Annotated in this window: 18 protein-coding genes and 2 pseudogenes; 7 read left to right on the top strand and 13 right to left on the bottom strand. The window is 62.5% G+C overall.

What is annotated here, in order from left to right; translation table 11 throughout:
- Positions 1-570: 570 nt before the first annotated feature.
- Entirely contained in the window at positions 571-1,497 is a 927-nt protein-coding gene (gene epsC / locus AC19YT_RS06220) for a serine O-acetyltransferase EpsC (RefSeq protein WP_095109184.1), read from the top strand.
- 496 nt (positions 1,498-1,993) lie between these two features.
- Positions 1,994-3,955 (top strand): choline transporter BetT, encoded by a 1,962-nt coding sequence (betT, locus tag AC19YT_RS06215; RefSeq protein WP_176465107.1) that lies wholly within the window; start codon positions 1,994-1,996, stop codon positions 3,953-3,955.
- A 121-nt stretch (positions 3,956-4,076) separates the two neighbouring features.
- Here betT and AC19YT_RS06210 read toward each other — a convergent pair.
- The 9 genes and pseudogenes from AC19YT_RS06210 to AC19YT_RS06170 form a co-directional block, all read right to left on the bottom strand.
- Positions 4,077-4,302: pseudogene (locus AC19YT_RS06210) on the bottom strand (PIN domain-containing protein); the annotation flags it as partial.
- Positions 4,299-4,544, bottom strand: coding sequence for a FitA-like ribbon-helix-helix domain-containing protein (locus AC19YT_RS06205; protein WP_500609937.1), 246 nt, complete (start codon positions 4,542-4,544; stop codon positions 4,299-4,301). The pseudogene AC19YT_RS06210 and the gene AC19YT_RS06205, both read right to left, overlap by 4 nt.
- Before the next feature lie 74 nt (positions 4,545-4,618).
- On the bottom strand, positions 4,619-5,455 hold the full coding sequence (gene tauD / locus AC19YT_RS06200; RefSeq protein ID WP_095109180.1) for a taurine dioxygenase: 837 nt from the start codon (positions 5,453-5,455) through the stop codon (positions 4,619-4,621).
- A 42-nt stretch (positions 5,456-5,497) separates the two neighbouring features.
- The gene (gene tauC, locus AC19YT_RS06195; protein WP_500609936.1) at positions 5,498-6,340 is read right to left on the bottom strand and encodes a taurine ABC transporter permease TauC; all 843 of its coding nucleotides are present in this window, start codon (positions 6,338-6,340) and stop codon (positions 5,498-5,500) included.
- Complete coding sequence (gene tauB / locus AC19YT_RS06190) at positions 6,337-7,116, bottom strand: taurine ABC transporter ATP-binding subunit (RefSeq protein ID WP_095109178.1); 780 nt, start codon at positions 7,114-7,116, stop codon at positions 6,337-6,339. The genes tauC and tauB overlap by 4 nt, the downstream gene beginning before the upstream one ends.
- Positions 7,117-7,207: 91 nt before the next feature.
- Positions 7,208-7,372, bottom strand: a pseudogene (tauA, locus tag AC19YT_RS06185) (taurine ABC transporter substrate-binding protein); the annotation flags it as partial.
- Positions 7,373-7,616: 244 nt separating this feature from the next.
- The gene (gshA, locus tag AC19YT_RS06180) at positions 7,617-9,200 is read right to left on the bottom strand and encodes a glutamate--cysteine ligase (RefSeq protein ID WP_500609935.1); all 1,584 of its coding nucleotides are present in this window, start codon (positions 9,198-9,200) and stop codon (positions 7,617-7,619) included.
- Positions 9,201-9,415: 215 nt separating this feature from the next.
- Complete coding sequence (locus tag AC19YT_RS06175; protein WP_500609934.1) at positions 9,416-9,799, bottom strand: PaaI family thioesterase; 384 nt, start codon at positions 9,797-9,799, stop codon at positions 9,416-9,418.
- A complete protein-coding gene (locus AC19YT_RS06170; RefSeq protein WP_095109175.1) occupies positions 9,799-12,123 on the bottom strand; it encodes a Tex family protein in 2,325 nt (774 codons plus the stop codon). The genes AC19YT_RS06175 and AC19YT_RS06170 overlap by 1 nt, the downstream gene beginning before the upstream one ends.
- Positions 12,124-12,483: 360 nt before the next feature.
- Here AC19YT_RS06170 and ompR point away from each other — a divergent pair, with 360 nt between their 5' ends.
- Together ompR and AC19YT_RS06160 are read left to right on the top strand one after the other, a co-directional pair.
- Positions 12,484-13,224 carry an osmolarity response regulator transcription factor OmpR gene (ompR, locus tag AC19YT_RS06165; protein ID WP_095109174.1) on the top strand — a complete coding sequence of 247 codons (741 nt, stop codon included), beginning with the start codon at positions 12,484-12,486 and terminating at the stop codon, positions 13,222-13,224.
- 116 nt (positions 13,225-13,340) lie between these two features.
- Positions 13,341-14,654: an ATP-binding protein gene (locus tag AC19YT_RS06160; protein WP_095109173.1), complete on the top strand. Its 1,314-nt coding sequence runs from the start codon at positions 13,341-13,343 to the stop codon at positions 14,652-14,654.
- 100 nt (positions 14,655-14,754) lie between these two features.
- On the opposite strand, the gene rimK is transcribed toward AC19YT_RS06160, so the two are convergent.
- Together rimK and rimB are read right to left on the bottom strand one after the other, a co-directional pair.
- Positions 14,755-15,660: a 30S ribosomal protein S6--L-glutamate ligase gene (gene rimK / locus AC19YT_RS06155; protein WP_095109172.1), complete on the bottom strand. Its 906-nt coding sequence runs from the start codon at positions 15,658-15,660 to the stop codon at positions 14,755-14,757.
- Positions 15,657-16,139 (bottom strand): retropepsin-like aspartic endopeptidase RimB, encoded by a 483-nt coding sequence (rimB, locus tag AC19YT_RS06150; RefSeq protein ID WP_095109171.1) that lies wholly within the window; start codon positions 16,137-16,139, stop codon positions 15,657-15,659. The genes rimK and rimB overlap by 4 nt, the downstream gene beginning before the upstream one ends.
- A 216-nt stretch (positions 16,140-16,355) precedes the next feature.
- On the opposite strand from rimB, the gene AC19YT_RS06145 reads away from it, so the two are divergent.
- Complete coding sequence (locus AC19YT_RS06145; protein WP_095109170.1) at positions 16,356-16,763, top strand: RNA-binding S4 domain-containing protein; 408 nt, start codon at positions 16,356-16,358, stop codon at positions 16,761-16,763.
- Between the two features lie 24 nt (positions 16,764-16,787).
- Here the strand turns inward: AC19YT_RS06145 and AC19YT_RS06140 are convergent, their stop codons facing one another.
- Entirely contained in the window at positions 16,788-17,588 is an 801-nt protein-coding gene (locus AC19YT_RS06140; protein ID WP_095109169.1) for a phosphatase PAP2 family protein, read from the bottom strand.
- A gap of 101 nt (positions 17,589-17,689) precedes the next feature.
- Between AC19YT_RS06140 and hslO the strand changes: the two genes are divergently transcribed.
- Both hslO and AC19YT_RS06130 read left to right on the top strand, forming a co-directional pair.
- A complete protein-coding gene (gene hslO, locus AC19YT_RS06135) occupies positions 17,690-18,592 on the top strand; it encodes an Hsp33 family molecular chaperone HslO (RefSeq protein ID WP_095109168.1) in 903 nt (300 codons plus the stop codon).
- Between the two features lie 179 nt (positions 18,593-18,771).
- Positions 18,772-20,319 carry a phosphoenolpyruvate carboxykinase gene (locus tag AC19YT_RS06130; protein WP_095109167.1) on the top strand — a complete coding sequence of 516 codons (1,548 nt, stop codon included), beginning with the start codon at positions 18,772-18,774 and terminating at the stop codon, positions 20,317-20,319.
- A gap of 63 nt (positions 20,320-20,382) precedes the next feature.
- On the opposite strand, the gene AC19YT_RS06125 is transcribed toward AC19YT_RS06130, so the two are convergent.
- Positions 20,383-21,468 (bottom strand): S8 family peptidase, encoded by a 1,086-nt coding sequence (locus AC19YT_RS06125; RefSeq protein ID WP_095109166.1) that lies wholly within the window; start codon positions 21,466-21,468, stop codon positions 20,383-20,385.
- Between the last annotated feature and the right edge of the window lie 142 nt (positions 21,469-21,610).

Here is a 21,610-nt window from a genome sequence, read left to right as displayed (position 1 = left end):
CTGAGTCAGCTGCCGGTAATGCGTAGTCATCTGCGCTTGAATCCTTCGGTGTGAGAGCCTGGATTCTACCGGTGGCTGGCTCTCTGCCTCTCGTTTCAAGCGTTGCGCTTATTCTATGAATTCAGGGTGCCTGCGAAGTTCTAGAGTGTGAACTTCGATAAGTTATACCGATTTAATAAGGGGGCGAGCGCCGATGAGTGGAGTATGCCGGTAAGGAAGAGAAATAAAAATTCATTGAGTTGAAATGAAACTTTAGGGTGCGGCAGAGTTCGGTAACTTGCTCGAAAACTCTCGGGTGCGCCCATGTTGGGGGCGGCAAACAATGCCTTGTTCAGCACTCACGCCTTTATCGAAAAACCCTGGCAGGGGCTGTGGCTACCTCACCTGGCTTGTTGTTGAGCGCCGGCCAGCACCACGGCGGCGGAGTTCAGGCCGCCGCTGCCAGGAGCGACTGCCAACGGCTTATGCCCGAATGTGCTGGCCACCATACAAACGGTTCTTAAACGGCGCTGGGCGGCGTGCCGTAAAGTGGAGGCCATTTTTGCCGCCGTCAGTGTGAGGAGTTCTACCGTGAGTGCGCGATCCAGCCATTGGCAATTGCAGACCATCGTCGGCCAACTGCGGGCCGCCCGCGATCAGTGGCGTTCGCAAAATGGCCGCATCAGCGGCGAGCAGGGCGGGCGGGAATTACCGTCCCGGGCGGCGATGGCCGAGATCCTCGAAGCCTTGTGCGGAGCGTTGTTCCCCATGCGCCTGGGGCCGGTTGACCTGCGTGAAGAGAGCGAGGACTTTTACGTCGGCCACACCCTGGACGTGGCGCTGAACGCGTTGCTCTGCCAGGCGCGCCTGGAGTTGCGCTACGTGGCGCGCCAGAGCGCCCGTGTCGATGAAGAGGTGGAGGCCCGCGCCATCGCGTTGATCCAGGACTTCGCCCTGGCCCTGCCGGGCCTGCGCAGCCTGCTGGATACCGACGTGCTGGCCGCCTACCATGGCGACCCGGCCGCCCGCAGCGTGGATGAAGTGCTGCTGTGCTACCCCGGCATTCTGGCGGTGATCCACCATCGCCTGGCCCACCACCTGTACCGCGCCGGGTTGCCGTTGCTGGCGCGCATCAGTTCGGAAATAGCCCACTCGGCCACCGGCATCGACATCCACCCCGGCGCGCAGATCGGCCCTAGCTTCTTTATCGACCACGGTACGGGCGTAGTGATTGGCGAAACGGCGATCATCGGCGAGCGGGTGCGCATCTACCAAGCCGTGACCCTGGGCGCCAAGCGCTTCCCGGCGGACGAGGACGGCCAACTGCAAAAAGGCCACCCGCGCCACCCGATTGTCGAGGACGACGTGGTGATCTACGCCGGCGCCACGATCCTGGGGCGTATCACCATCGGCCAGGGCTCGACCATCGGCGGCAACGTCTGGCTGACCCGCAGCGTTCCGCCCGGCTGCAACCTGACCCAGGCCAACCTGCAACATGATGATGGGACGCAGAAGTAGGGGCTGGGCAATAGAGATCGCCGGTGGGAGCAACTGTCTTACCCCTGCCATTCGTCACCGCCACTCAGGCTGCCATTGCGAGCAGGCTCGCTCCCACAGAGGAAAAATGAAAATCCCACCCACACCACAGTAGGGCTGTGGTGTCGGTTGGTTTTCGGTTCAGGCAACGTGCTCTGTGGGAGCGGGCCCAGCCCGCGATGGTGTTTGGCTAGCCATCGCCTCGCTGCCGACGGTTTTAACGCTGAACGAAACTGTTTACCCCACGTCATACCCTTCCTTGAGCTAGCGTACGAAAGTACTGGCGAGCCTTACGATTAGTCCTCGAACCCTATCCATGTTTAACTTGAACGCTCGTTCAAGTTAAACCGGTGGTTCGCTGCCCGTACACAACAGGAGGCTTGCCTTTGCTGAGTCCGTTTTTTTCGGCCCCCTTTTCCATCCCTGAGGTGCATCGTCCATGAGTGCATCGTCTACTCCTACCTCCGGCCAGATGCGCATGAATGCGCCGGTGTTCTATTTCGCAGCCAGTTTCATCCTGGTGTTCGGCCTGGTGGTGATCGCATTCCCGCAGGAGGCCGGCGCCTGGTTGCTGGCGGCGCAGGACTGGGCGGCCAATACGGTCGGCTGGTATTACATGCTGGCGATGACCCTGTATCTGGTCTTCGTGGTGGTCACCGCGCTGTCTGGCTACGGCAAGATCAAGCTCGGTGCCGACCACGACGAGCCCGAGTTCAGTTACCTGTCATGGGCCGGGATGTTGTTCGCGGCGGGGATCAGCATCACGCTGTTTTTCTTCTGCGTTTCCGAACCCCTGACGCACCTGCTGCAACCGCCCCAGGGCGAGGCTGGCACCGCCGATGCGGCGCGCCAGGCCATGCAGGTGCTGTTTTTGCACTGGGGCCTGCACGGCTGGGGTGTGTTTGCCTTTGTCGGCATGGCCCTGGCGTACTTCGCCTACCGGCATAACCTGCCGCTGGCCCTGCGTTCGGCCCTGTACCCGTTGATCGGCAAGCGCATCAACGGCCCCATCGGCTATGCGGTGGATGGCTTCGGCATCATCGCCACGGTGTTTGGCCTGGGCGCGGACATGGGGTTTGGCGTGCTGCACCTCAATTCCGGCCTGGATTACCTGTTCGGCATCGCCCACACCCAATGGATTCAGGTCGGCCTGATAACCCTGATGATGGGCGCGGCGATCATCGTCGCCGTCGCTGGCGTCGATAAAGGCGTGCGGGTGATGTCCGACATCAACATGCTGCTGGCCTGCGCGTTGCTGTTGTTCGTGCTGTTCGCCGGGCCCACCCAGCACTTGCTCAACACCCTGATCCAGAACCTGGGCGACTACCTCGGCGCCTTGCCGGCCAAGAGTTTCGACGTGTACGCCTACGACAAGCCCAGCGACTGGCTGGGCGGTTGGACGGTGTTCTATTGGGCCTGGTGGATCGCGTGGTCGCCCTTTGTCGGGCTGTTTATCGCGCGTATCTCCCGGGGCCGCACGATCCGCGAATTCGTCTTCGGCGTGCTGCTGATCCCTCTGGGGTTCACCCTGGCCTGGATGTCGATTTTCGGCAACAGCGCCATCGATCTGGTGCTCAACCACGGCATGAGTGCCTTGGGCATGTCGGCCTTGGAAAACCCGTCGATGACCCTGTACCTGCTGCTGGAAACCTACCCCTGGGGCAAAACCGTGATCGCGGTCACGGTGTTCATTAGCTTCGTATTCTTCGTCACCTCGGCGGATTCCGGCACCGTGGTGCTGTCCACGCTCTCGGCCCGGGGCGGCAACGCCGATGAAGACGGGCCCAAGTGGCTGCGGGTGTTCTGGGGCGCGATGACGGCCCTGGTGACCAGCGCGCTGCTGTTCGCCGGCAGTATCGATTCGCTGAAGTCGGCGGTGGTGCTGACCTCGCTGCCGTTCTCGATGATCTTGCTGCTGATGATGTGGGGCTTGCACAAGGCGTTTTACCTCGAATCCCAGAAGCAGATCGCCCAGTTGCACTCCCTGGCACCGGTTTCGGCCTCGCGCCGGGGCAAGGGTGGTTGGCGCCAGCGCCTGAGCCAGGCGGTGCATTTCCCTTCGCGCGATGAGGTTTACCGCTTCCTCGACACCACGGTGCGCCCGGCCATCGAGGAAGTGACGGCGGTGTTCGTCGAGAAAGGCCTGAACGTCGTCGCCCAGCCCGACCCGGCCAACGACAGCGTCAGCCTGGAGATCGGCCATGGTGACGAGCACCCGTTCGTGTACCAGGTGCAGATGCGCGGTTACTTCACGCCGTCCTTCGCCCGCGGCGGCATGGGCCCCAAGGAACTGCGTAACCGCCGCTACTACCGGGCCGAAGTGCACCTGGCCGAAGGCAGCCAGGACTACGACCTTATGGGCTACACCAAAGAGCAGATCATCAACGACATCCTCGACCAGTACGAACGGCACATGCAGTTTTTGCATTTGGTCAGGTGAGGTTGGGGAGGCTCATCACGAGCGCGCCTATGCCCACAGGGCATTACGTAACCCCTGTGTGGTGATGGCGGTCTAAAGGCTTGCCAGGAAGCTGACCGCGGGCTGTCCAGACGTTCCGGCGGATACGATCAGCGAAATCCTCCTCGAACATGCCCCCGTGCGGCGTCCAGCAGGCTGCTGCGGCGTTTGCCGGGCGGCAGACGCTCGATGCCGTGGAGAATCTGCGCCATGGTGATGGCGCTGATGTACAGATCACTGGCTACTTGCTGCTCTACCCAAAGCGAAACGACGAGCGCGGGTGGTGGCCGCATCAGCTCGGAAAGTAGGTTGGTGTCGAGCACAATCATTGTCCCAGGTCCACCACGCGGGGCGCGTCGCTGCGCGCGGGCAGATCAAGTTCCACGCCACCCTCCTCGGCGAACCGCGCGCGAATGCGGCTGCCCAAGCCATCGCCGCTGGCCGCCTTGTTCAGTGCCTTGTGCAAAACCAAGCGGGCCTCTTCTTCCATGGAATGACCGCTGTGCGCTGCCTCGACCCGCAGTCGCTCTTTCACGCGGTCGTCTAGGTTGCGAATAGTCAGACTCGCCATGGTGCCTCCCGCTGCAATCAATGAAGTCATTGCGCTGTCAGCGGGCCGGCGGCTTGCCGTTGGTCATTTGCCGGCTAAAACGGCACATCCCCCAAAATCGTCGCCCGCTGCATCACCCGACGCTGCGGGCGGTAGTCGTCCACGGCGTAGTGCTGGGTGACGCGGTTGTCCCAAAAGGCGATGTCGTTGGCCTGCCAGCGCCAGCGCACGATGAATTCGGGGCGGGTGGCGTGGGCGAAAAGGAATTTGAGGAGGGTTTCGCTTTCGCTGCCGCTCAGTTCGTTGATGCGGCTGGTGAAGCCCTCGCTGACGAACAGGGACTTGCGCCCGCTGACCGGGTGGGTGCGTACCACGGGGTGGGACACGGGCGGGTTTTTCTGGCGTGCTTCTTCCCAACGCGCCAGGTCGGCGGGGGTGGTGCCGTAGCGCTCCACCGGGAAGGAGCGGGTGAAATCATGGGTTGCCGTCAGCCCGGTGAGCAGGTTTTGCAAGGGTTTTGACAGTGCCTCGAATGCCGCGATGCCGCTGGCCCACAAGGTATCGCCGCCCACGGCGGGCAGCAGTTTGGCGCTGAGCACCGCGCCCATGGCCGGGTTGGGCAGGAAGGTCACGTCGGTGTGCCAGATGGCGTTGTCGCCCACGTCGGTGACGGCGGTGTCGAGGATCAGCACTTCGGGCTGTTCCGGCACGTTGGGGTAGATCGGGTGAATGTGCAGATCGCCGAAGTTCGCCGCAAATCGCGCTTGCTGCTGAGGTGTGATCGGCTGATCGCGGAAAAACAACACCTGGTGCTTGAGCAGCGCCTGCTCAATGGCGTCCCGTTGTTCCAGGTTCAGCGGTGCGCTGACGTCGACGCCGCTGATCTGCGCGCCGAGGGCCAGGCTTATAGGGGTGATGGTCAGGCTGCTCATGGGGTTCCCTTTGAGTGTGTGGCGCCGAGCGCTCGGCGGTGATTAATGGGCCTGGCCGTGCCACGGCACCAGTTTGCGTTGCAGGGCGCGCAGGCCCATTTCCATGGCGAAGGCAATCAGGGCGATGACCAGAATCCCCAGCACCACCACATCGGTGACCAGAAATTGCGCCGCCGACTGCACCATGAAACCCAGGCCACTGGTGGCGGCGATGAGTTCGGCGGCCACCAGGGTGGACCAGCCCACACCCAGGCCGATGCGCACCCCGGTGAGAATGTCGGGCAGGGCGCTGGGCAGGATCACATGGCGAATCAGTTGTGCGCGGGTGGCACCCAGCGATTGCGCGGCGCGCAGTTTCGCCGGGTCCACGGTGCGCACGCCGGTGGCGGTGGCGATGGCGATCGGGGCGAAGATCGCCAGGTAAATCAGCAGCACCTTGGACAACTCGCCAATGCCGCACCAGATGACGATCAACGGCAAGTAGGCCAAGGGCGGGATCGGCCGGTAGAACTCGATCAGCGGGTCGAGGATGCCGCGGGCGATGCGGTTGTGGCCGATGGCGATGCCCACCGGCACGGCGGTGAGCACGGCAAAGCCCAGGCCCAGGCCGATGCGCCCCAGGCTCGCGGCCAGGTGCTGCCACAGGGTGGAATCCATGTAGCCGCTGGTGGCCAGCAACCAGCCCTTTTGCAGCACGGCCGAGGGCGGCGGCAAAAACAAAGGCTCGATCAGGCCGCTGGCGGTCACCGCCCACCACAGGGCGAGCAGCGCCAAAAGCGTCAGCACGCTGATGGTGCGGGTGCCGAGGCTGCGGCGCGGGGCGCCGGCGGGTGCCGCGTGGCCGGCAGGTTTGGCGACGGTGGCGGGGAGTTCGTAGCTGCTCATGCGCGCTCCTGGCGTTGGGAGAACACGCGGCTTAGCACATGCTCACGGGTTTCGATAAAGCGCGGGTCGGACTTGATCGCCCGCGCCGATTCGCCGGCGGCGTAGCGCTGGCCGAAATCCAGGCTCAGGCGCTCGACAATCTGCCCGGGGTTGGGCGCCAGCAAAATCAGGTCGGTGGCCAGGAACACCGCTTCTTCGATGTCGTGGGTAATCAGGAACACCGGTTTGGCGGTGCGCCGCCAGACTTGCAGGAGCAACTCCTGCATCTGTTCGCGGGTGAAGGCATCGAGGGCACCGAACGGCTCATCCATCAGCAGCACACGCGGGTCGGCGGCCAGGGCGCGAGCTAGGCCGACGCGCTGTTTCTGCCCGCCGGAGAGCTGCCAGATACGCCGTTGGTCGAACCCGGCCAGGTCCACCAGGGCCAGCATCTCGCGGGCGCGGCTGTCCCGTTGTACGCGGGGCACGCCGGCCAGTTCCAGGCCGAAACCGACGTTGGCAAGCACGTCCTGCCAGGGCAGCAGAGCGTCGTCCTGGAACACCACGCCGCGCTCGGCACTGGGGCCTTGCACGGGCACGCCGTCGAGGGTGATGCGCCCGGCGCTGGGGGTGACGAAACCGGCAATCAGGTTTAACAGCGAGGTTTTGCCACTGCCGGATGGGCCCAGGGCCACCAGCAGTTGCCGGGGCCCCAGGTTGAGGGTGATGTCGGCCAGCACCGGCTCGGGGCTGCCCGGGTACTGTGCGCTGATGCGCTCCAGTTCTAACAAGGCCATCGCGGCGTACTCCGGGTCAGTTGGGGATGAACAGGGCGCTGACGTAGGGCGCGTAGTCCGGCAGCACGGCTTGCACCTTGCCCTGCGCCTTGAGGGGCGCGTGGGTGGCTTTTGCATAGCTGCCGTCGGCCCGGGCGACTGTGGCTGGGGCCACGGTGGTGTGGTACGCGACGGTGAGGTCCGCCGCGTGGGCGAACAGGCTGGCCGCCGCCAGGGTTAGGGCCGCCAGGAGGCGAAGGGGGGCGTGCAGTTTCATCGTGAAGCTCCTCATCAGGCGGCCGAGGTTTCGGCTGATGAGGAGACTAAATGATCTAAGAATTCAAAAATAAATAACTTTTTAGAATTAGCTTATGAGCAAGGCGCACGGCGGTGGGGGTTTTGTGCCAGCGCTTAACCTGTGGGAGCGAGCCTGCTCGCGATAAGGCTGGGGCAGGCGCTGCATATGTACTGGCAAGGAGGCCGCTAGCGCGAGCGGAGCGCCGCCCGGCCAGCTCCCACCGTCAGTTACTGATGGCCAGAATGCTCGCCTGGTAGGAACCGACAAATACGTCGAAATCGCCCACCTCGGTTTGCTCCAGTTCGGTTTGCTGGGCCAGGGAGCTGCGGGCCAGTTCTTCAAAGCGGGCCTGGTCCTCGGTGCTCAACGGCTCGCGGCGGAAGAATTCGGCGTGGGCCTGGCTCTGGCGCATGGAGAACTGGGTGAAGCTTTCCTGGTGCTCGGCCATGGCGGCCAGGACCTGGGCCGAGGGGGTCAGCGACGGGTCGCGGACCTTCGCCATTTGCGCATCCAGGGCCTTACTGTGGGCGTTGCCGCCGTGGCTCTGGTCGAGCAGGGCGGCCAGCGGGGCGATGTTCTCCAGCAACTCGGCGGCCCATTCCTTGAGGTCCACGGCCTGGCCATTGCGCTGCAATTGCAGGCCCGGGCGGCGGCCTTCCTTGACCACGCTGAGGAAGTTGGAGGTGCAGTTGCCGCATTCGTTGTTCTGGAACAGCGGGCTCTCGTTCAGGGCGCAATACAGCAAAAACGCATCGATGAAGCGCGACTGCGGCAGGTCGATGCCCATCGGCAGGAACGGGTTGATGTCCAGGCAACGTACTTCGACGTACTGGATGCCGCGCGCCATGAGGGCCTGGATCGGCCGCTCGCCGGTGTAGGTGACACGCTTGGGGCGGATGTTGGAGTAGTACTCGTTTTCGATCTGCAGGATGTTGGTGTTGAGCTGCACCCATTCACCGTCCTGATGGGTGCCGATTTCGACGTAGGGCGCGTAGGGCGTGGCCACGGCCTTGCGTAGGCTGTCGGTGTAGCTTTCCAGGTCGTTGTAGCAGGGCGTGAGGCCAGCCTGGGCGTTGCTCTGGTAACCCAGGTCGCTCATGCGCAGGCTGGTGGCATGGGGCAGGTAGAGGGTGTCGGCGTCCCACTGTTCGAGCTGGTGGGCGCGGCCCCGCAGGAAACCGGCGTCCAGCGCCGGCGAGGCACCGAACAGGTACATCAGCAGCCAGCTATAACGGCGGAAATTGCGGATCACGGCGATATAGGCGGCCGACTGATAGTCGCGGTCGGTGCCGACAAAACCTTCGGCCTGCTTGAGCAGCGGCCAGATTTTTTCCGCCAGGGAAAAGTTGTAGTGGATCCCGGCGATGCACTGCATGGTCTTGCCGTAGCGCAGCGCCAGGCCCTTGCGGTAGACGTACTTGAGCTGGCCGATGTTGGAGGTGCCGTAATAGGCGATCGGGATATCTTCCTCGGCCGGCAACGGGCACGGCATCGATGGACTCCACAGGTACTCGTCGCCGAGCTTGCTGTAGGCGAAACGGTGGATCTTGTCGAGGCTGGCCAGGGTGTCTGCCGGGTCGGGCAGGGCCGGGGTGATGAATTCCAGCAGCGACTCGGAATAGTCGGTGGTAATCAGTTCGTTGGTCAGCGCGGCGCCCAGGGCTTCGGGGTGCGGCGTCTGGGCCAGGCGGCCGGCCTCGGTGACGCGCAGGCATTCGCGTTCGATACCGTGCAGGCACTGTTGGAGCACCGAAAGGTTGGCGTGCTCGCTGAGCAGGGCCAGGCGGCGGTTGAGAAGTTCGCTCAAGTTGGATTCCTTCACGCGTCAGTCGCCCCAATATGGGGGTGGGCAGGACGGTCTACAAGGGTGAAGTAGAAACTGGCGTTTTCGCCTGGTTTTAGAGCCGGATCGGCCCGCATTGAAAATGCCGACTTCCATTCGTGAAATTGGCTACTGCGGATGAAGAAAATTCCGACGCCGCATTTGCAGCGCCGAAATTAACCCAAATCCATGACCGGCAGCTATAGCGTTGCGAAGGTGCCTTGCGCCTTAGCGACCAGTTTGTCGCCCTGCATCACCTCGGCTTCGACCACCAGCGTGCGCCGGCCCGGGTGGATGACCCGCGCGATGCACTGCACCTCGCCGTTGTCCACGGCGCGGATGTAGTTGATCTTGCACTCGATAGTGGCGCTCTGCTGGTCAAAGCCGTGGCTGCTGGAACACGCCAGGCCCATGGCGATATCCACCAGGCTGAACAGCGCCCCGCCATGCAACTTGCCACCGCGGTTGCGCAGTTCTGGCGCCAGCGCCAGGGCGACTTCGGCCACACCGCCCTCCAGGCGCAGCAAGCGGCAGCCCAGCAGTTGGCTGAATGCGCTTTGCACCACCTCGGCGGGGGCGGCCATCAGCGCTTCTTCAACTGCTTGGCGTTGGCGAACAGCGATGCCATGGCGTTGTTGCTCGCCGCCGGCGCTGGTGCTTCCTTGCGTGGCGCGCTGCCTTGGGACTGGCGCGGTGCAGAGCCTGGGCGCGAGCCACGGGCGCCGTCGATTTTCTCGCCCGGAGTGTCGCCCATGCGCATCGACAGGCCCACGCGTTTGCGCGGGATATCGACCTCCATGACCTTGACCTTGACCACGTCGCCAGCCTTTACCGCTTCGCGCGGATCTTTGATGAACTTCTCCGATAATGCAGAGATATGCACCAGGCCGTCCTGATGAACGCCGATATCCACGAACGCACCGAAGTTGGTGACGTTAGTGACGACGCCTTCGAGGATCATGCCCAGTTGCAGGTCCTTGAGGTCCTCGACGCCGTCCTGGAATTCGGCGGTCTTGAACTCGGGCCGGGGGTCGCGCCCTGGTTTTTCAAGCTCTTGCAGGATGTCGGTGATGGTCGGCACGCCGAAGGTTTCGTCGGTGTACTTTTTTGGGTCCAAGCGCTTGAGGAACGCGGCATCGCCGATCAGCGAGCGGATATCGCGCTCGGTTTCGGCGGCGATGCGCTGTACCAGCGGATAAGCCTCGGGGTGGACCGCCGAGGCGTCCAGCGGGTTGTCACCATTCATCACGCGCAGGAAGCCTGCCGCTTGCTCGAAGGTTTTTTCCCCAAGGCGCGAGACTTTTTTCAGTGCGGCGCGGGTCTTGAAGGCGCCGTTCTCATCGCGGTGGGTGACGATGTTCTGCGCCAGGGTGGCGTTGAGGCCGGAGATGCGCGCCAGCAGCGCCACGGAGGCGGTATTGACGTCCACGCCCACGGCGTTCACGCAGTCTTCGACCACGGCATCCAGGCCGCGGGCCAGTTTCAACTGCGACACGTCGTGCTGGTACTGGCCGACACCGATGGATTTCGGGTCGATTTTCACCAATTCCGCCAACGGGTCTTGTAGGCGCCGGGCAATGGACACCGCACCACGGATCGACACGTCGAGATCCGGGAATTCCTTGGAGGCCAGCTCCGAGGCCGAGTACACCGAAGCGCCCGCCTCGGACACCATGACCTTGGTCATTTTCATCGCCGGGTACTTCTTGATGAGCTCGGCGGCCAACTTGTCGGTTTCGCGGCTGGCGGTGCCGTTGCCGATGGCGATCAGGTCCACCGCGTGCTTGGCGCACAGAGCGGCGAGGATGGCCAGGGTCTGGTCCCATTTGTTGTGCGGCACGTGGGGGTAGACGGTGGCGTGGTCCAGCAGTTTGCCGGTGGCATCGACCACCGCCACCTTGCAGCCGGTGCGCAGGCCCGGGTCCAGGCCCAGGGTGGCGCGCGGCCCGGCGGGGGCGGCCAGCAGCAGGTCGTGCAGGTTGTGGGCGAAGACGTTGATCGCCTCGGTTTCGGCGCCGTCGCGCAACTCGCCCAGCAGGTCGGTTTCCAGGTGGGTGTAGAGCTTGACCTTCCAGGTCCAGCGCACCACCTCACCCAACCATTTGTCGGCAGGACGGTTCTGGTTCTGGATGCCGAACTGCTGGCCGATCATGCCTTCGCACGGGTGCATGGTGCCCGGCAATTCGTCGCCGACCTTGAGCGCGGAGCTGAGGATGCCCTCGTTGCGGCCCCGGAAAATCGCCAGGGCGCGGTGCGATGGCATGCTCTTGAGCGGCTCGTCGTGTTCGAAATAGTCGCGGAACTTGGCGCCTTCCTCTTCCTTGCCAACGATCACGCGGGCACTGAGGGTGGCTTCCTGCTTGAGGTAGTTGCGCAGTTTTTCCAGGAGGTTGGCGTTTTCGGCGAAGCGCTCCATGAGGATGTACTTGGCGCCTTCGAGGGCGGCCTTGACATCGGCTACACCTTTTTCCGCGTTGACGAAGCGTGCGGCCTCGGTTTCCGGGGTTTGCGTCGGGTCGTTGAACAGGCCGTCGGCCAAATCGCCCAGGCCCGCTTCCAGGGCGATCTGGCCCTTGGTGCGACGCTTTTGCTTGAACGGCAGGTAAAGGTCTTCGAGGCGGGTCTTGGTGTCGGCGAGTTTGATATCGCGGGCCAGTTCCGGGGTCAGCTTGCCCTGCTCCTCGATGCTGGCGAGGATACTGACGCGCCGTTCGTCGAGTTCTCGCAGGTAACGCAGGCGCTCTTCCAGGTGCCGCAATTGGATGTCATCGAGGCTGCCGGTCACTTCTTTACGGTAACGGGCGATAAAGGGCACCGTGGAGCCCTCATCCAGTAGGGCGACGGCCGCTTCGACCTGTTGCGGGCGGACACCGAGTTCCTCGGCGATGCGGCTGTTGATGCTGTCCATAAAACCACCTGAAAAATTGTGAAAGCAGGCCCGCACCACCGGCTTAAGGGGGGCGCGCGCCTGGTTGAGCGGCCTGGCCGGCACCGCTGCCTGGATCGACAGGCAGCCTGTGGACCCGTGAAATCGAACGTTTACTGCGCGACCCGTGAAAATGGATAACGGCCACCGACAGTAACGATCAGACATTGCCCTACACAAAAGGCGGCGCATTATAACCAGCGATCTGTGCTTCGGGGGCATTGCACCGCGTAGGCACAATGGCTGGATTGCTGGCGCCAGAGGAAAAATCTGCTAACAATGCACACGGTGCGTATAACGGCAGCTACGCCATAATGCGCGCCGAGATCACAGGAGCATCCAATGAGCAGCACTGCACACACTGCTGAAGGCGAAAAAATTCTCATCGTTGACGACGATCCGGGGCTGAGCAGCTTGCTGGAGCGTTTTTTCGTCAGCAAGGGCTATCGCGCACGCGCGGTGCCGAACACCGAGCAAATGGATCGTCTGCTGGCCCGCGAGGTGTTCAACCTGGTGGTACTCGACTTGATGATGCCCGGCGAAGATGGCCTCAGCGCCCTCAAACGCATGCGTAGCCTCAAAAACCAAATTCCGATCATCATGCTGACCGCCAAGGGCGATGAGCTGAGCCGGATCAATGGCCTTGAAAAAGGCGCCGACGATTACCTGGCCAAGCCGTTCAACCCGGATGAGTTGATGGCTCGCGTCAAAGCGGTGCTGCGCCGTCAGTCGGCACCGGTACCTGGCGCGCCGGGTAGCGAAGACGAGAGTGTGACCTTCGGCGATTACGAACTCTCCCTGGCAACCCGCGAACTCAAGCGTGGCGACGAAGTACATATGCTCACCACGGGTGAGTTCGCCGTGCTCAAGGCTCTGGTGATGAACGCCCGCCAGCCGCTGACCCGCGACAAACTGATGAACCTGGCCCGCGGTCGCGAATGGGATGCCTTGGAGCGTTCTATCGATGTACAGATTTCCCGTCTGCGCCGGATGATCGAGCCTGACCCGTCCAAGCCACGCTACATCCAGACTGTCTGGGGTGTCGGCTACGTGTTTGTCCCGGATGGCACTGCGACCAAGTGACCGGTGATTTGTAGGAGTGAGCTTTTCGGGCCCTGTCGGATACCGGTAGCCCCGCAGGTCGCCCTCCGCAATTTTGCGAGCGCTGCTCGCTCCTGCAAAGTGTGTAGCTGTCGTCTATGAAGACCCCACTGTGGTTCCCCCAAAGTTTTTTCTCGCGCACCCTTTGGCTGGTGCTCATTGTCGTCCTGTTCTCCAAGGCACTCACCTTGGTTTATCTGTTGATGAACGAGGACGTGCTGGTAGACCGACAGTACAGCCACGGGGTTGCCTTGACCTTGCGTGCTTACTGGGCTGCTGACGAAGCCAACCGCGAAAAAATCGCCGATGTCGCTGGGCTGATCCGCGTGGTGGGCGCCGGTGTGCCGGAAGGCGAGCAGCATTGGCCCTACAGCGAGGCCTATCAGCGCCAAATGCAGTCTGAGCTGGGCGCTGACACCGAGGTGCGCTTGCGCATGCAGGCACCCCCAGCGCTGTGGGTACGGGCGCCGAGCCTGGGGGATGGCTGGCTGAAGGTGCCGCTTTATCCGCACCCATTGCGTGGTCAGAAAATCTGGAACGTCTTGGGCTGGTTCCTGGCCATCGGCCTGTTGTCCACTGCGTCTGCCTGGATCTTCGTCAGCCAACTCAACCAACCCCTCAGGAGGCTGGTGTATGCCGCCCGCCAACTCGGCCAGGGCCGCAGCGTGCGCTTGCCCATCAGCGACACCCCGAGCGAAATGGCCGAGGTGTACCGTGCGTTCAATCAGATGGCCGAGGATGTCGAACAGGCTGGGCGTGAGCGTGAGCTGATGCTCGCTGGCGTGTCTCACGACCTGCGCACGCCCTTGACGCGCCTGCGTTTGTCCCTGGAACTGATGGGCGACCACAGCGACTTGAGCGACGAAATGGTGCGCGATATCGAGGACATGGACGCAATTCTTGACCAGTTTCTGGCATTTATTCGCGACGGTCGTGACGAGTCGGTAGAGGAAGTCGACCTCAGTGATCTGGTGCGCGAGGTTGCGGCCCCCTACAACCAGAATGAAGAGCGCGTACGTCTGTGCCTGGAGCCGATCCAGCCGTTTCCGCTGCGCCGTGTGTCCATGAAGCGGCTATTGAACAATCTGATCGGCAATGCCTTGCACCACGCCGGTACGGGAGTTGAAGTCGCGGCTTATGTTTCGGGCGACACCAATGCACCGTATGTGGTGCTCAGTGTCATGGACCGCGGTGCGGGTATCGATCAGTCGGAGTTGGAAGCCATCTTCAATCCCTTCACCCGTGGCGACCGCGCCCGGGGCGGTAAAGGCACAGGTTTGGGGCTGGCCATCGTCAAGCGCATCGCGTCGATGCACGGCGGTAATGTCGAACTGCGCAACCGCACCGGTGGTGGCCTGGAAGCACGGGTGCGCTTGCCGTTGGGGCTCATGCTGCCGCGAGATGCAGTTTGACGGCAGCTGCAAGCGGCAAGCGATGAGCTGGAAGAGAGGCGCCATGCCTTGCTTTCCTCTTGCAGCTTGCAGCTTGCAGCTTGCAGCTAAAACCTTGCCGTTATCCTTTTCCTTTGGTTCGGGTCATGTTCGGCCCGCCATTCTTTTCCAAGTGCTGAATGATGATTCCCGCCACGTCCTTGTTGGTGGTGGTCTCGATGCCTTCCAGGCCGGGTGAGGAGTTCACCTCCATCACCAGGGGCCCGTGGTTGGAGCGCAGGATATCGACGCCTGCCACGCTTAAGCCCATGACCTTGGCTGCCCGCAGGGCGGTCATGCGTTCTTCCGGAGTGATTTTGATAAGGCTGGCGCTGCCGCCACGGTGCAGGTTGGAACGGAACTCGCCGGGCTTGGCCTGACGCTTCATTGCTGCGATCACCTTGTCGCCCACCACGAAGCAGCGGATGTCCGCGCCGCCCGCTTCCTTGATGTATTCCTGCACCATGATGTTCTGCTTGAGGCCCATGAACGCCTCAATCACCGACTCCGCCGCCGTCGCCGTTTCGCACATCACCACGCCGATACCCTGGGTGCCTTCGAGTACCTTGATGACCAGCGGCGCGCCGTTGACCATTTCGATCAGGTCGGGAATGTCGTCTGGCGAGTGGGCAAACCCGGTCACCGGCAGGCCAATGCCACGCCGCGACAGCAGTTGCAGCGAGCGCAGTTTGTCCCGCGAGCGGGCGATGGCCACGGACTCATTGAGGGGGAATACGCCCATCATTTCAAACTGACGCAACACCGCGCAGCCGTAGAACGTCACCGAGGCGCCGATCCGTGGGATCACCGCGTCGAAGCCTTCCAGCGGTTTGCCACGGTAATGGATCTGTGGCTTGTGGCTGGCGATGTTCATATAAGCACGCAGGGTATCGATCACCACCATCTCATGGCCGCGTTCGGTCCCCGCTTCAACCAAGCGACGGGTGGAATACAGACGCGGGTTACGCGACAGCACAGCGATCTTCATGCAACACCTGTGGCAGAGGTAGTGGAGGCCGGAAATACCGGTTTGTCTTGAACGTACTTGAGGCCCGGATTAACCACCAATTGGCCGGCGATCAGGGCTTTGGAACCGAGTAGTAAGCGGTAGCGCATGGACTTGCGGCAGGCGAGGGTGAATTCCACCTGCCAGACGCGATCGCCCAGGGCCAGGGGGGTGCGGATGACATACCGCACCTGCGCATGGCCGTTGGAGCTTTTTATCGTCTTGATCGCCACCAGCGGCGCTTCACAGTGGCGATGGCGCAGTTGCACCACGGTGCCCAAGTGGGCGTTGAAACGCACCCATTTTTCGCCGCCGCGCTCGAAGGGTTCGATTTCGGTGGCGTGCAGGCTGGAAGTGCTGGCGCCGGTGTCGATCTTCGCCCGCAGGCCTGCCACTCCCAGGTCGGGTAGGGCGACCCACTCGCGTAGGCCGACAACGGTCAAATGGTCAAAAGTCTTCAAATAGGCTCAACCCGTAAAAAACCGTTCGCGCCGCAAGCGGCCGAATTTGCGGTATTCACGCAGAATAATGGGTAAAAGGCGACAGATATCTACGGCCCGCAGTGCCCGCCCTCAAGCGTCGGGCTGGGGCGCGGCATTCTAAACCGAGCGGGTGTCAGTCATGGCACAACAGAAACGGTAGTACAGTTCGGAAATATTTCAGAATGAGGAATTCCGATGGCACAAAAAAGCGAAGAGGATGACAAGGTTCGTCTGGATAAGTGGTTGTGGGCGGCGCGTTTTTTCAAAACCCGCGCCCTGGCCAAGGCGGCCATCGAGAGCGGCAAAGTGCATTGGCGCGGCGAGCGCTGCAAGCCCGGCAAAGAGCCTCGGGTGGGCGATGAGTTCCAGATCCGCGCCGGGCTCGATGAGCGCACGGTGGTGGTTTTGGCGTTGTCGATCGTGCGCCGAGGCGCGCCCGAGGCCCAGGCGCTATACGCCGAGACCGAGGCGAGCATCGCCAAGCGCGAAGCTGCCGCGGCCATGCGCAAGGCCGGCGCCCTGGGGGTGAGCACCGATGGCAAGCCGAGCAAGAAGCAGCGCCGCGATCTGTTCAAGTTCCGTGGCGCCAGTCACGCCGATTGACCGGCCAGCCACAGGGGGCCTAACTCACGCGGTGCGTACCACACTCAGGCGCGAGACCATGGGGATATGCCCCAGCAGCCGGAACAGCGGCTCGCTGACCCGCAACAGCGCCCCCGAGACCTTGGCCGCGAAGGGCGTGTAGTAACCCCAGCCGAGGGCCAGCACCGCCAGCAGGACACCGCCTATATAGTCGTCCTGGCCCCAATGGGCGCCAGCTACCAGGCGCGGCAGCATGAACAGGATCGCCAGGCCCCAGACCACCAGGCGTTGCCCCAGCGTGCGGCTGAACAGGCCCATGAACAGCGCCCAGATAATCAGCACTGAGGCGTGGTCACCGGGGAAGCTCTGGCTGGAACGGTCCTTGAGCTCCCAGGTTTTTTCCAGGCCCGGGAAATAGTCGCTCATGCGCACCGCGCCTTCGATCACCATGGACGGGCTGTGGTGCTGCCAGCCCATCTGGGCGGCTAGTTTGGAAAACAGCATGCGCACAAACAGCAACAGCAGCAGGATGGCGAGGAAGCCAAAGAACGCCTGGCGCACATGGATGGCCTTGAACACCCAGTCACCGCGAATCAGCAGCGCCAGTAGGATCACCCCCACTACCGCGTCGAACGGGCGCAGGCTGGCGACGGCCCAGGTGTGCAACCAGGCCGGGTGGGTCGCCAATGGCGCATTGAGCAGGCCGAACAGCCACTCGTCGAAAATGACACAGAGCATCTGGCCCGTAGGCCACAACCAAAAACACAGCAGTGCAAGAGGTAGTAAGTTACACAACGCCAAGCGACCGAGGTTCCACCTTGCTTGGAACAAACCCGGATTGTTCATAAAATGCCTCCCGTGGCCGAACATTCATGCACCAAAATGGTGCTAGTCCGTGATTTTCGCCTCTCGTACACATTTTGTCATTACTTCAGATACCCAAACCTATGACCGATCTACCAGATACCGACTTCACCCAACGCTTCATCTTTGATGACAGCGACACTCGCGGCGAGCTGGTTGCGTTGGAACGTAGCTATGCCGAAGTTCTCGCCAAACACCCTTACCCGGAGCCTGTCGCGCAACTGCTCGGTGAGTTGATGGCGGCGGCGTCGCTGCTGGTTGGCACCTTGAAGTTCGACGGTTTACTGATCCTCCAGGCCCGCTCCGAAGGGCCGGTGCCGATGCTGATGATCGAGTGCTCCAGCGAGCGCGAAATCCGTGGCCTGGCCCGTTACGAAGCGGACCGCATCGCTCCGGACGCGACCCTGGCCGACCTGATGCCCGGCGGCGTCCTTGCGCTGACGGTCGACCCGACCCAGGGCCAGCGCTACCAGGGCATCGTCGACCTCGATGGCGCGACCCTGTCCGAGTGCTTCACCAATTACTTCGTCATGTCCCAGCAGGTGGGCACGCGTTTCTGGCTGTATGCCGACGGGCGCCGCGCGCGCGGCCTGCTGTTGCAGCAACTGCCGGCCGACCGGATCAAGGACGAAGACGACCGCGCCGCCAGTTGGCAACACATCACCACCCTGGGCGGCACCCTGACCGCCGACGAGTTGCTGGGTCTGGACAACGAAACCGTGCTGCACCGCCTCTACCACGAAGAGCAGGTGCGCTTGTTCGATCCACAGCACCTGCACTTTCATTGCAGTTGCTCGCGGGACCGTTCCGGCACTGCGCTGGTTAGCCTGGGCCTGGAAGATGCACAGCAATTGGTGGTCGAACACGGCGGCCACATCGAGATCGACTGTCAGTTCTGCAACGAGCGCTACCTGTTCGATGCCGCCGATGTCGCTCAGTTATTCGCTGGAGCAGGCGTAGACACACCCTCGGATACTCGCCACTAAAACGTTTCAGCGCAGGTGATTTACCTGACATTTGTTCAAATGAGGCCGTACTGACGGGAGGACCCTACTTTTTTTGGGTGTTTCTGGCATAATCCGGCCCACTTTTTTCGCGGTAGTAGTGCACAACTTTCTACTACAAAACGTTTGGAGCACTCGGCCACTGGCCGACGGGGAACCTCATGACGCAAGCCAACAACGCCGTGTACACCGATCTGAGTGTCGACGATCTGGTTAAAGAAGCCTTGAACCGCGGTGAAGGCGAGCTGTCCGACACCGGCGCCCTGGTTGTCCGCACCGGCCACCGCACTGGCCGCTCGCCAGTCGACCGTTTCATCGTTGAAGAACCTTCCACCCAGGACGCCATCGCCTGGGGCCCGATCAACCGCAAGTTCCCGGCTGACAAGTTCGATGCCCTGTGGGACCGCGTTGAAGCCTTCATCGGCGAACGCGAGCGCTTTGTTTCCCACGTCCATGTAGGTTCCGATCCTGCGCACTACCTGCCGGTCAAGATGACCACCGGTACTGCCTGGCACAACCTTTTCGGCCGCTGCCTGTTCATCAACCCCGAAGCCGGCCAGTACAACGCCGGTGGCAAGGCTGAGTGGCAGATCCTCAACGTGCCCGAGTTCGAATGCGTTCCGGAACGTGACGGCACCAATTCCGACGGCACCGTGATTCTCAACTTCGCCGCTCGCAAAGTGCTTATCGCTGGTATGCGTTACGCCGGCGAAATGAAAAAAGCCCTGTTCTCGGTACAGAACTTCCTGCTGCCAGCGGTCGACGTGCTGCCGATGCACTGCGCCGCCAACATGGGCGAGGCGGGCGACGTGACCCTGTTCTTCGGCCTGTCCGGCACCGGCAAAACCACCCTGTCGGCCGACGAAAGCCGTTACCTGATCGGTGACGACGAACACGGCTGGGGCGTTGGCGTGGTGTTCAACATCGAAGGCGGTTGCTATGCCAAGTGCATCGACTTGTCCGAGAAGAACGAGCCGGTCATCTGGAAAGCCATCCAGCACGGCGCCGTGCTCGAAAACGTCGTACTCGATGCGAACAAGAAGGCCGACTACGCCGACGACAGCCTGACCCAGAACAGCCGTGCGGCCTACCCACGTGAACTGATCGAAAAACGCGCCCCGCTGAACCTGGGCGGCGAGCCCAACGCGGTGATCTTCCTGACCTGCGACCTGACTGGCGTACTGCCGCCAGTGTCGATCCTCAGCGAAGAACAGGCGGCCTACCACTTCCTGTCCGGCTACACCGCCTTGGTGGGTTCGACTGAAATGGGTTCGGGCAGTGGCATCAAGTCCACCTTCTCCACCTGCTTCGGCGCGCCGTTCTTCCCGCGTCCGGCCGGCGAATACGCTGAGCTGCTGATTAAGCGCATCCGTGGCTTCGGCTCCAAGGTGTACCTGGTCAACACCGGTTGGACCGGCGGTGGCTACGGTGTGGGCAAGCGTTTCAACATCCCGACCACCCGTGGTGTTATCGCCGCCATCCAGAGCGGTGCTCTGGTGGGTGCCGAGACTGAGCACCTGGACACCATCAACCTCGACGTGCCGCTGGCCGTACCGGGCGTTGAAACTGGCCTGTTGAACCCACGCAACACCTGGGCCGACAAGGCTGCCTACGACGAAGCCGCCAAGGCATTGGCCGCCCTGTTCGTCGAGAACTTCAAGAAGTTCGACGTCAGCGACGCCATCAAGGCCGCCGGCCCGAAGTTGTAATGACTTCGCGCTAGCGCAACGAAAAAACCGCCCTTCGGGGCGGTTTTTTTCGGTCATTGAAAACTACGGCAGTTCGCCGCGCGAGGCCGCTTCCAGGTCCATTAAGCCCCGGCCATAGGCCTCGCTGTTGGCGTAGATGCCGGTGCGATTGGCGGTGCTGAGCAGCCGATCGCGGATCTGCTGCGGGCTGAGGTGCGGGTAGCGGCTTTGCAGCGCTGCCAGTGCGCCACTAACGATGGCCGTGGCCGGAGAGGTGCCGGCGGTCTGGGTATAGCCACCGTCCTTGGCGGTGGTGGTCAGGCCCATGTCATTGCCGGAATCGCCACCGGGGACGGCGATGCACCAGGCCGCGGCCACGCCGCAGTAGTTGGATTTGGCATTGACCACGGTGCCGTCGCGTTTGAGGGCGATGACCGCTATCCAGCCTTTTTCCAGCTCCGGGATGGCCAGCGGCAAGCCGGGTTCGGCCAGGGGTTCGCGTTTGAGTTCATTGCCGGTGGGGAAGACAAACACCGCGCCCTCGGCCACCAGTTTGCGCGCCATCTCCAGGGATTGCGGCATCACCTGCTTGTAGCGGGCTTCGGTGATTTCCGTGGCCGGGATCGCATTGGCCCAGGCGTTGCTGAAGATCCGCGCGCCTTGGTCGAAGCCGAACTGCCAGGATTGAGCGATCTCGCTGTCGAAGAAAAACGGCTCGTTGTCGTCACCGAAGCGCAGCGGGATCAGTTGCGCGTTGAACGCTACGCCGTGCATGCCGGCACCGTCCTTGTTGGCCGCCAGGATGCCGGCCATCTGCGTGCCGTGGCCCAGCCTGTCGATGGTGCCGGGGCGGTCTTCGACATAGTCGTAGCCCGGGTGGCCGATGCGGCCCTTGAATTCCGGCAGGTCGGCATTGAGGCCCGAATCGACAAGGGCCACCTTCACGCCCTGGCCGGTGCCGCCGCGGGCGTACAAGGCGGAGGCCTTGATGACGGTCAGGGCTTTTTGCTCGATGTATTCAGGGGTTTCGAAGTTGGGAGCCTCAGGCTCGATGACAGGTTGTTGGGGCACGGTCAGGCATCCGGTCAGGGTCAGCGACAAGCCCGCCAGGCTTATCCATGGTAAAAAGCCGGGCTTGTACGGTCGGGCACTCAAGAGGGGGGTGTGCATGGTTCATTCCTTTAGGTTGATGTGCTTCGGGCTTCCAGCCGCGATGTGGGCGAATCTTAGCCCCGGTTGCCAGGGGTGGTGCAGTGGTTATGTCGTTGGTTTTGTTTCAGCGTGTGGAGCCGTATTCCGCCCTTTTTTCGAC

It is taken from the genome of Pseudomonas sp. MF08875 (assembly GCF_059862525.1).
Note: the sequence above shows the minus strand (reverse complement) of the source record. Positions and strands in the feature narration are given on the sequence as shown.